Here is a 7,732-nt window from a genome sequence, read left to right as displayed (position 1 = left end):
TCATTCGACGACTATTTTTATTTCAGAACGCGAGTGGCAAACTATTGATCAAAATAAAGGTTGTTCAGTAAGCCCTATATAATTGAAATAGGAGGAGTTTAAATGAAGGTCGATCTATATACAGTAGAGAATCCAATGGTTTACAATAAAAACTTGGAGAAAAGTTTAGCGAATCTTCTTTTTACTCAAGAAATCCACGAGAAGCGTGATACCTATGAATCCGACAATAAACCGGATGAGCCTATGGCTGGTAACAATATTATTCGAAAGGCTTTTATCAACGTTGTCTTTTTTGAACGAGTTCATCAAGTGGCCTATAAGGAGGTTATGGCTGATTCTGAATTCCTTACTGCAGAAGAAGTTTCAAGTCAACTCCTTTCACAATTAGAAGAATCACTATCGACTAAGGAACAAAAAGAGTTACTTCTTGAATTAGAATCGGCGTGGGACAGTAAGTATGCCATCTTCCTTGAATATAGTTATTGCCAAGGGATTGCAGACAGCCCAATGATTCATAAGCAACTTGAGAAATATGGGATTTGGGTTGTGAAGGAAAGTGCCGAATATGATTATACATTGCCAGTATCTACCTCAATAATAGAATCATAACCGACCAAAATTGTTTCAAAAAACCTACTAAAAGTATTTCAAAATGAATTCTTAATTCATAATATACGGAGACCCTAACAACTTTTATGGGTTGTTTGGTAATGCTGTGAATCATCAACAACTAACTTTATTGAAACAGGGAAGAGAAGAGGGCAAAAAAAATTTTTGTTTCCAATCAGAAGGGTTTTCTGGTATCTTTCCAGTCATCATCGGGGTTATCCTTGCGATTCTTGCAACGTTTGTATTGAGGTTCTCCATTACTGGGGTATCAGTAATAAAATGGGATCTAATCTTTTGAGCATACAGCATATTTCTTCCCCCACGAACACTCCTAAAAACCGTTGTTTGGAGTGAAAAAACCATATAAACAGCTAAAATACAAACGACGGTTTTGAAATAAAACAATTCAAAGCCGTCGTTTTCCTTTTTTGGCAACTTTTATAGACAATGTTGTCCTGAATAATCTTAACTTTTAATGCAACGCAAGTGATTTAATTCTAAAATCGCATTTATGCTATAATAGCCACAAAATGTGATTAAATAGAGGTTAAAAATGAATGAGAATTTTAAATTGAATCAGTTATATAACGCTTATGAATGTGGAAACTTATCATTTTATAACACGGTAAAATATCAAATTGAACCAGATGAAGTAATTGAAAGATACCAAACGCTTTGTTCGGCTTTCATGTTTCCAATTGCTGGGCGTGCGATTATTACTTTAGACAATACAGAATTCGAAGCAAAACCTGGAACGATGATCTATGTTCCCCCATCAGTAATAACTGAATACGATAAGTTGTACAAAAAGAGCTGAAATATTATAAATTTTTTCAGTTGTTACTTGGCCAAAACGTTACAACTTCGTCAGATGAAGATGCAATCATGTATAAGCTAATCACATTTATCCACAAATTTTCCCAGTTTTATTTTGTACAGCGAAAGACATAGGCTGGCGGCAAATTAAACCAGACTTTTGTTAAAGAAATTTCCGGAAAGAAATGTTGTATAAAGTCCCTTTTTATAAGAGAGTATTGGAAAGTAATAAATTCTCCATTTTCTTGTAATGATTCCTTCACACTGTTTAAAATTCGGGAGGAAACATCCCGGGGTAATGAAGTAAAAGGGAGTCCGGAGAGTATATAATCAACTTTTTTTATGTTTAGCCCGGCCATATATTCTTTAATATTTTCGGCAGACCCATGTATGACAACTACACTTGAATCTTCATTATATTCTTTCTGAAGCTTTTCGAAAAAGATCTCATTGATTTCAATTAGGATTAAAAGCGTTTTTGCTTTTTTTCTCCGTATAATCTCTCTTGTAAAAGGACCTGTTCCCGGTCCCAATTCAACAATACATTCTGCTTTTTCAAGGTTAACAGCATTCACCATTTTTTTAGATAATCTGTTAGAACTAGGTGCAATTGCCCCAGTATATTTTGGATGTTTCAAATATTCTTTTAAAAATGTAATAAGTCGCAAACATATCTCCCCGCAGTCGTAAAAGATAATTATAGTTTAAATGGAATTCCTTAAAAAATATAGGGGTAGATTCTTAAGATTTTATTAATTGGAATGTACAATTCCAAAAATATACGCTCTTCGGTATGGAGTGGAACATATTGATATGAGAAAGGAAGCCGTTTTTAAGGCAGAACTTTTGTGGCCTGGGTTTGACCCATACTATTTTTCACTTCCGAAAATTATATAAATGAAGTCGTACCAAGGCTGGCAGAAGGAACGGGAATTCCAACACTTTTATAATGAGATGGCCGTAAAATGAGTCAAATCATGCGAGAATCTTAAACCGCCCCAATTTTTAGGGCGCTGCCAAGCAAGGGTGCTTTCGTATCCCAATCATCCCTTGTGTATGTAAAATGCTTGCAGGCGATCAAAAGGGGAATCCGCCATTTTGTTTCGCGTGAAATCATCGTCAAATAGAGGAAAAACCATTGTATACATCATTTTGCTTTTGGATAGTTGTATATGAGGTGGCGGGAATGAAAGATGAAATAAAAATTAGAAAACAAATCTATTTAGAGCCTAAACAGAATGAACAAATCAAATTATTATCTGCTCGACAGAATAAGACAGAAGCACAAATTATTAGAGAGGCTATAAATCATTATCTAACGGAAAATAAAAAGGAATTGGAAGATCCGATCTTGGAACTGATTGGAATGGTAAAAAATGGAATTCCTGATGGTTCTACAAACCATGACCAAGATATTTATGAAGAATGAGGATACCCATGAAACAAGATAAATTGTTTATCGATACCGGGGCTTGGATTGCACTAATACAGGAAAAAGATCAGTTTTATGAACGTGCAAGCAGCTTCTTGAAAAGTCTTGACTTCTCGGTTAAACGGGTTTCCTCAAGTTTTATACTTGGTTACGGTATCGTGCGGGGGTTTCTTATGCCAACCAGTTTCTTGGGATAATAGAAAGATCCAAACAGAATGGTACTTTAAACATCATCTTGGATCATAACGAGACATTACAATTGGCAGAACAATTGCTGAAAGATTTTCCTGACCAGAATTTGTCTTATGTTGATGCTGTCAGCATGGCCATTATGAAGACGGAACAAATACAAAAAGTCTTTGGATTTAACCGCCATTTTTATCTTTTGAAATTAGAAATAGTTCCTTGAGAAAAAATCCACCAATGACGCAAGGCTATTCCGAAAGTGTACTGGCTGGGGAACCTGATCATATTGACCCGCAATAACAATAAAAAAAGCTTTATTTAAGCTAAATGGCAATATTCAATGCAACGATTCCTGAAAATCCCTAGCTTCCGGATATGCTTTTTGCTTACGATCTGGTATAAGGAAATTTTTTATGATGAAAAACCGTTAACGCTGAAATATCCCATTTGCCGTTTAGATAGTATTTGTCAATCATGCAGGGGTGATGAAGTTGCACTTTTGTTTCCCCAATTCCGCTTGCACCTCCAGTTGCGTGAGGCTTTATAATGAGTACAAATTGTTCTGGGGGGATTTTTGATGAAAGAGCATAAGAAATATTCTGTTGGGGAGTTTGCCGAAAAAACAGGATTATCCATTCGCACGTTGCATTACTATGATGAAATTGGTTTGCTTCAACCAGAAAGGGATCCGGCGTCTGGTCACCGCATTTACAGTCATCAAGATATTTTAACTTTACAGAAAATTTTAAGTCTCAAGTTCCTTGGTTACAGCCTGGAAAATATTGCTTCAATGATGCATGAGCCGAGCTTTACTGTTGATTTAAATGAAACACTGGCCCTTCACTTGCAGGCGCTGGAAAAAGAGAAGCATCAAATTGAAAAATCAATAATTTCCATTAAGAGAGTGATTAAGCTTCTGGAGGAAGAAGTGGAGGTGGACAGTGCCGTATTATTTAGTCTCATTCATAATATGATAACGGAAAATAGGCAAAAAGAATGGATGGAACGAAATCAACTAACAGATGTCATGGAAGCAATCTACAATAAAACGGAAAACGAATTGGTTTCCTTGGATCAATCATTTATCCAATTCTCTAAAAAAGTAAAGCAATTATGTGGAAGCCCTGCAGAGGACCCAAAAGTCCAAGAAATGATCCAAACGTATCTCCAAGAATCTTTTGCGTTTTTGGGTGAGGATGTGATACACCAGCTTGCTGATGCAGATGTGGAGGAGTTGGACATTCAAGAACTGGAAAGCATGGCACCCCCTCCATTCACGGAAGAAGAGCAGAAATGGCTTAATCAAGTGATGGAATACTATATGAACCAAACAGAGCAGGAATAAAAAGTCTACCGGTTTCTTCTGTTTTAAAAAAGATTTAACTGACAGTCTCTACAGGGAAACAAACGTTCTTTGCAGAGACTGTTTTTGATATGAACCGATGACCCAATAACGTTTTATTGAAAGTCTTTTTTTTGGGGCCGACAATTTGAACGAATCAATCATCCTGGTTGTTGAAATTTAGACCTTTTTGTGGGGAACCAGATATTGATAAAGAAAAAATGGCACATATAAGGGCAATTATCACAACGCCTGAACCTATGCTGGCTGTGCTTACTACTGAACCTGTATAGCCTAGTGCCACTCCGCCAATTCCGGAACCTGCGGCAATCCCAATTTGAAGAGCAGAGTTATTAAGGCTCTGGTGAATATAAGCAGACTCGGGATCAGTATTGATAAGATAATTTTGTATAGGAGGAGCCAAAGCCCAACTTAATGCCGCCCATACCATCATCACAACAAGAAATGCAAAAAAAGAAAACGTTGAGTATGGAAGCACAAAGAGTATAATGGCAAAAGAGCTAATAACGATTAACATGCTTTTTGGTGAGCCAATCCAATCGGCGAGCGTTCCCCCAAGTGCACCGCCGCATACTGCTGCAAGCCCAAAAAGAAAATAGCATATGCTAATCCAGTGTTGATTCAAATGTAAGGTGGTTTCTAAAAAAGGTGTAAAGTATGCGTAAACGGTGTAGTGCCCTGCTAACATGAACATCATGGCTAAATGTGCACCAATAATCTTTAAATTACCAAGAGATTTAATCTGTACAGATAGTGGAAGAATTTTTTCGGCAGGAATCTCCTCCAAAAAAGTATGAATAAGGATCATAGAAATGATGGATAAGACTGCAATTCCCAGAAAAACGGAACGCCAACCAAAAGCATCGGTTATCATAATTCCGATTGGAACTCCCAGTACAAGTGATGAGCTAATTCCCATATAGATAACGCCTAATGCTTTTGCTCGATGTATTGGATCAACAATCTTTGCTGCAATGGTTAAAGAAAGTACAATAACCAAAGCCGCACTCATAGCCGTAATAATCCTGGCAATCATAATGAATGGGAAAGTTGGACTGAAATAGGTCATCACATTTCCAAGAAAAAATACGGTTAACGCTGCAAGATACAACTTTTTTCGTTCTATATTAGCAGTTAATGATAAAAGTACAGGACCAGAAATAGCATAAACGAGAGCAAAAACAGTGATGAGCTGTCCGGCGGCTTCTATCGCAACATGTAGATCCTTTGCAATGACAGGTAAGATTCCTCCTGCAATTAATTCCACCAACCCTACTGTTACAGAAGATGCTGCAAGTATAAAAACTCTAAAATTCATTAAAATCCCTCCTGCTGGAAACCCGATAGACGTATAACATTCAAAGGGAATTTAAAAGAAATAAAAAACCCGACTACAAATGATTGGGTATTTTTTGTAGTCAGGATTTAACGGTTCCTGGTAGAGACCCTCAAACCATATTATTGAGGTTATACATATTTGGGTTTCATATTCAATTGGCTGTTTTCCAATCTAGCATATCCATTATTTTTTTTCAAGCAAGGGATACAGGTGTTAAGGTGCAGCGAACGTATTAATGCTTGTTCTGAAGAGGAAATTATGTACAATCATTTTGAATTGGGCTAGTGAAGAAACACCTTCAAAAAGCAGGCATTCCCGGATCAACTAAATCCGGAGAAAGATGTAGAGGGTCACAGTATGACGGAGCGTCTGAATCCAGGATTGCAAAACAACAATTAATGCAGATGTCAATGGAGCCATCAATATCAGCAATTTTCATTTACACCTTCGTTCTCAAACTATGTTACTTGTACTGCTGAGAGGAACTTGACAATTTTTATCAGAAACTCATCGAAGGCGGACAAGCACTTATGCCTCTAGATGACTATGGGTTCAGCAAGAAGTTTGCTTGGCTAAATGATCGGTTTGGTATATCCTGGCAGCTTAATCTTCCTCAATGAACTGCTCGTTAAATGTCACTTTATACCATTACCCGCTCTATTGCTTTGCTTAGTTTGGAAGCTTCCCGGGGTTTAATTATTGGATGAATTTGTGATAAACTACACCCTAGAGGTGCACTTTTCTTTGGCAGTTTATTTATTGGAAATATCAAAGGCTGGTCCGTTTTTAAATTTAGTAATTAACTAGTTTTTAGGTGGAATGTGATAAGAATTTATTTCAAAAAATACTTATCTGGATGAGGGAGGAAGAAAATGGCTAAATTAGGTACAAGTAAAAAACCGGCAATTGTGCGTGTTGCTACTGAAGAAAAAGCAAATGAAGTTTATAAACTTTGTGACAGTAATGGCTGGGAGGTCATCATCGGGATTGAACCAGACAAGCCTGAAGATCTGTCTGATGTACAAAGATTGTTAGGCGTAAAGGTTGAAAACACTAAAACAATTGTAAATGAAGTTCAAATCGGCAGAAATGACCCTTGTCTGTGTGGAAGTGGAAAAAAATATAAAAGATGTTGCGGGAAATGATACATCAGATGCAAGGCAGGTACATCGTTTGATGTTAATAACTCCGGAATAGGATGACATGCTTTTATGGGCAGAAAAAGAAACGGTTGCCGAAAATTGGAGCCGGAGTATTTTGGCGAAACGGAGAATAAATCGTAATTTGTCGAAAACTATCGGGAATCGTTTTCCATAAAGGGGCTGTCTAAAAAGACAAATCCTATAAAATTTAAAAATCCCAAGAATACTGTTACATCAACATTTTTGAACAGAAAAAGGGGCGTCCAAAAGTCGAAAAACCGGCTTTTCGGACAGCCCCTTTAGTTATTTTTTTCGTTTGAGTAATTCAATCAATTTGTATAAATAATGCATGCCGCGAAGCTGCTGTTCAATTTGATAATCCATATAGGCCAATGAATCCATCGTAATTTGCCGCGCTTGTTCAAGGCTATGCCGACTTGTAGATGCAGGAAATACCGTTATTATGGTGGAGCATAATAGCCAAATGATCAGTGCGGCAGACTGGATTGTCGATTTAGGTCCTGAAGGAGGAACAGAGGGCGGTCAAATCTTAGCTGAAGGAACACCGGATACAATAATGAAAAATAAAAAATCTTATACAGGACAGTATTTATAACCTCGTTCACAAAAATGGAGAGTATTTCGGGAAAATTGCTAGTATTTCGTCGGAAGTTGATAGTATTATGGAAATTTGGCCAGTATTGCCGTCTAGAAAGATCTTTAGGCGGAGCCATCGGCCGAGTATTCGATCTGTTTTCATTCAATTCAAAGCTAATTGCGATGTCTCGTAAATCCAAACAGTCCAAGGGCTAGAACGAAGGCATAAAAAAATTTTCCCCCAACAA

The 7,732-nt window shown here is 37.1% G+C and carries 10 protein-coding genes, 1 pseudogene and 1 riboswitch; of the genes and pseudogenes, 9 read left to right on the top strand and 2 right to left on the bottom strand.

From position 1 onward, the window contains the following. Positions 1-102 precede the first annotated feature (102 nt). Positions 103-609, top strand: a complete 507-nt coding sequence (locus tag AB1L08_RS20690) for a hypothetical protein (protein ID WP_413066508.1) — start codon at positions 103-105, stop codon at positions 607-609. Positions 610-1,162: 553 nt separating this feature from the next. Further along, positions 1,163-1,426, top strand: coding sequence for a hypothetical protein (locus AB1L08_RS20685; protein WP_413066507.1), 264 nt, complete (start codon positions 1,163-1,165; stop codon positions 1,424-1,426). Between the two features lie 109 nt (positions 1,427-1,535). Here the strand turns inward: AB1L08_RS20685 and AB1L08_RS20680 are convergent, their stop codons facing one another. Then, positions 1,536-2,093, bottom strand: a complete 558-nt coding sequence (locus AB1L08_RS20680) for a class I SAM-dependent methyltransferase (RefSeq protein WP_413066506.1) — start codon at positions 2,091-2,093, stop codon at positions 1,536-1,538. A 518-nt stretch (positions 2,094-2,611) separates the two neighbouring features. On the opposite strand from AB1L08_RS20680, the gene AB1L08_RS20675 reads away from it, so the two are divergent. From AB1L08_RS20675 to AB1L08_RS20660, 4 genes are all read left to right on the top strand, one after another. Continuing rightward, the gene (locus AB1L08_RS20675) at positions 2,612-2,854 is read left to right on the top strand and encodes a ribbon-helix-helix protein, CopG family (RefSeq protein WP_413066505.1); all 243 of its coding nucleotides are present in this window, start codon (positions 2,612-2,614) and stop codon (positions 2,852-2,854) included. 8 nt (positions 2,855-2,862) lie between these two features. Further along, positions 2,863-3,054, top strand: coding sequence for a hypothetical protein (locus AB1L08_RS20670; RefSeq protein ID WP_413066504.1), 192 nt, complete (start codon positions 2,863-2,865; stop codon positions 3,052-3,054). 62 nt (positions 3,055-3,116) lie between these two features. Continuing rightward, a complete protein-coding gene (locus AB1L08_RS20665) occupies positions 3,117-3,266 on the top strand; it encodes a hypothetical protein (RefSeq protein ID WP_413066503.1) in 150 nt (49 codons plus the stop codon). Between the two features lie 354 nt (positions 3,267-3,620). Next, complete coding sequence (locus AB1L08_RS20660; protein WP_413066502.1) at positions 3,621-4,388, top strand: MerR family transcriptional regulator; 768 nt, start codon at positions 3,621-3,623, stop codon at positions 4,386-4,388. A gap of 154 nt (positions 4,389-4,542) precedes the next feature. Here the strand turns inward: AB1L08_RS20660 and AB1L08_RS20655 are convergent, their stop codons facing one another. Then, positions 4,543-5,724 (bottom strand): MFS transporter, encoded by a 1,182-nt coding sequence (locus AB1L08_RS20655; RefSeq protein WP_413066501.1) that lies wholly within the window; start codon positions 5,722-5,724, stop codon positions 4,543-4,545. 77 nt (positions 5,725-5,801) lie between these two features. Further along, positions 5,802-5,901, bottom strand: a riboswitch (purine riboswitch). A gap of 267 nt (positions 5,902-6,168) precedes the next feature. Between AB1L08_RS20655 and AB1L08_RS20650 the strand changes: the two are divergent. The 3 genes and pseudogenes from AB1L08_RS20650 to AB1L08_RS20640 form a co-directional block, all read left to right on the top strand. Beyond that, positions 6,169-6,365, top strand: a pseudogene (locus tag AB1L08_RS20650) (VOC family protein); the annotation flags it as partial. A gap of 252 nt (positions 6,366-6,617) precedes the next feature. After that, positions 6,618-6,890: a PBPRA1643 family SWIM/SEC-C metal-binding motif protein gene (locus AB1L08_RS20645; RefSeq protein ID WP_413066500.1), complete on the top strand. Its 273-nt coding sequence runs from the start codon at positions 6,618-6,620 to the stop codon at positions 6,888-6,890. A 460-nt stretch (positions 6,891-7,350) separates the two neighbouring features. Continuing rightward, the gene (locus tag AB1L08_RS20640) at positions 7,351-7,503 is read left to right on the top strand and encodes a hypothetical protein (protein ID WP_413066499.1); all 153 of its coding nucleotides are present in this window, start codon (positions 7,351-7,353) and stop codon (positions 7,501-7,503) included. Positions 7,504-7,732 lie beyond the last annotated feature (229 nt).

It is taken from the genome of Siminovitchia jepli (assembly GCF_047228825.1).
Lineage (GTDB): Bacteria > Bacillota > Bacilli > Bacillales > Bacillaceae_C > Siminovitchia.
This window is presented reverse-complemented; position numbering and strand designations above follow the sequence as displayed.